2 protein-coding genes and 1 pseudogene are annotated in these 2317 nt (G+C 47.9%); 2 read left to right on the top strand and 1 reads right to left on the bottom strand.

What is annotated here, in order from left to right; genetic code table 11:
• Positions 1-257: hypothetical protein (locus V3S16_RS16270; protein ID WP_413886839.1), on the top strand; the 257-nt coding region annotated here is incomplete at its 5' end.
• 19 nt (positions 258-276) lie between these two features.
• On the opposite strand, the gene V3S16_RS16265 is transcribed toward V3S16_RS16270, so the two are convergent.
• Positions 277-1569: an ISNCY family transposase gene (locus V3S16_RS16265; RefSeq protein WP_413886837.1), complete on the bottom strand. Its 1293-nt coding sequence runs from the start codon at positions 1567-1569 to the stop codon at positions 277-279.
• Positions 1570-1856: 287 nt separating this feature from the next.
• Here V3S16_RS16265 and V3S16_RS16260 point away from each other — a divergent pair.
• Positions 1857-2317, top strand: a pseudogene (locus tag V3S16_RS16260) (inositol-3-phosphate synthase); the annotation flags it as partial.

Here is a 2317-nt window from a genome sequence, read left to right as displayed (position 1 = left end):
GTGATTTTTACAAGGAGGTTAGTAATCTTTATAGGAATAGCTATCCTTTGAAAAGCGCCATAAAAGAGATAGCCGTTCCTTTTTGTGCAAAACGTCTTTTCTGGGGTAGTTTTTCTTATTTAAAGTTCAGGGCGCTTATGCGCAAATTGAGATATGCCTATAAAATGGAAAGGATTATGCCTGCCGTGACATACTCTTCTCCATCTGTAAACAGTGTTAAAATAAGGGGTGGGACTGAGAAAAATAACTCTGTTTAAGCAAAGTCAATATGTCCCCTTAAGTGCAAAGGGAAAATGTCCCCTTTTGAGGAGGAGCAGGTTTTGAAGCGATATAGACCTGAAAGGCCTCTTTGGCTCTTCCGTGTTGTTTTGCTTTCCTTCTTTTCCAGGATCTCACAGGTTCCCTGAATTCCGTTTGAGGATGTGTTGCAATTTTCTGTTTATCCAACCAGACCGTCCATGTTCCATCGAGGTGCTGTCGGACGAATACTTTTCTTTTGGCATAGCTTCGTCCCTGCTTCCCTGGTGGTACATCGATCATAAGTCCCCCCAGGCGTATGCAATTGTCATTCCCGACCACGGCTTCGTAAGCATAGCAGACCCGATGGTGGACCTGTCGTTTGGAGATGGGGACAAAGAGCGAGCCTTTCTTGCCGGCTTTTTTTGCAAACCGGGCATTATACCGGTCGATATATTCTGTTTTTAGCCATGCATTCGCTGTGTTGATATCCTGGATCCCTTTCTGTCTCATTTCAGCAATCAGGCGATCTTGCAGCACTCCGAAGCGTCGTTCCACTCGGCCTTTGGCCTGGGGCGAATAGGCCGGGATTGACTCGATGCTCAACTCTTCGAGGACCCGGCCCACGTGGGTCGGGAATTGATAGCCCTGGAGTTGTTCTTCCTGACTCCAGTGATCATCCCCTCGGACCAGGGCGGAGTGCCGGTCCTGGTAAATCGATTGAGGGGCCCCATGGCGCCTCAGCATCATTTCCAGGAGACGCAAATATGCTTCTGAGGATTCGGCAGGGATGAACAACGCGGCCAGCAAGGCTCCTGTAGCGTCATCCACAGCCCCCATCAGGCAACAAGGGGGGCTATCCATCCCAAACCAACGATGAGGGCTTCCATCCCATTGAACCATCTCCCCCTTCTGCTCCTTGGCAACACGGCGGCTTCGATGGCGACGAGGCTTTCTCTTGCGCTTGGGAGGCCGCTTCGCTCCTCTAAGAAGTTGCCTCACCGTCTCTCGACTTACAAAAATCTCCTCATTTTCTGCAAGCATCTCCGTATAATGAGTATCATTAAAATCAAAGTATTCTTCCTCGTGAAGACTGAGAATCTTATCTTTGACAGAGCCGGAAAGGGCATTGAAAGAACTTCTCCCTCTATTCCTGTGAACCAGCCCAGCCAAATCCTCCTTTAAAAACCGAGCTTTAATCCGCTTGGCCTGGCGGTCACTCACTCTCATCAAAAACGCCGCATCTTTCAATCTCAAACTCCCTGTAACAACCTCTCGCATCACACGTGCCCGATGGGCTTCCTTCTGACTCAAAATAATGTTCCCCTCCATAAAGGCTTCCTCCTTTGTGGGGGACATTTTAGCATTGCAGATCAAGGGGACATTTTCCCTTTGCTAACACATAAAAAAATCTTTAGTTTGACAAATGATGATATTTGGTGTTAATATTCTTTGTTTTCCTACTCGTTTACATTTGGGAGTGCTTTGAATCCGGGCGAATGAGGAAGTGCACATAAGTATGCAGGAGGGGAAATCATGCGAAAAGCCAACGAGACCGAAATACCCAGGGATTGTGATAAATCCTTCATTGAGAGAACATAAAGGAGGCACATAAAGCTATGGCCAATATTAAAATTGCAATTGTTGGAGTTGGAAACTGCGCCAGTTCTTTAATACAGGGAATCCATTACTACCGGGAAAAGACCCCGCAAAATGCCGTCGGTCTGATGCATTGGGAGATTGGCGGGTACAAGCCGGGCGACATCGAGGTCGTCGCGGCCTTTGATATCGACAAACGCAAAGTCGGCATTGACGTGCATGAGGCCATTTTTTCCGATCCCAACTGTACGGTGATTTTCTGTTCCGACCTCCCCAAATCCGGAGTTACCGTTCAAATGGGAAGGGTCCTGGATGGGTTTTCGGATCACATGGCAAACTATGATGCGAAACGGACCTTTGTTCTGGCCGATGCATTGGAGCCGACCGAAGAAAAAGTTATTAAGATGCTGAAGGATTCCGGCGCCGAAATTATGTTGAATTACCTTCCTGTCGGCTCTGAAGAGGCGACCCGGTTTTATGC

The organism is Candidatus Desulfatibia sp. (assembly GCF_036446775.1).
Taxonomy (GTDB): Bacteria; Desulfobacterota; Desulfobacteria; order Desulfobacterales; family UBA11574; genus Desulfatibia_A.
Note: the sequence above shows the minus strand (reverse complement) of the source record. Positions and strands in the feature narration are given on the sequence as shown.

Bases quoted from the DNA above. Each gene is read 5' to 3' on its own strand.
- V3S16_RS16265 (WP_413886837.1), bottom strand. From the start codon at position 1,569: ATGGAGGGGAACATTATTTTGAGTCAGAAGGAAGCCCATCGGGCACGT.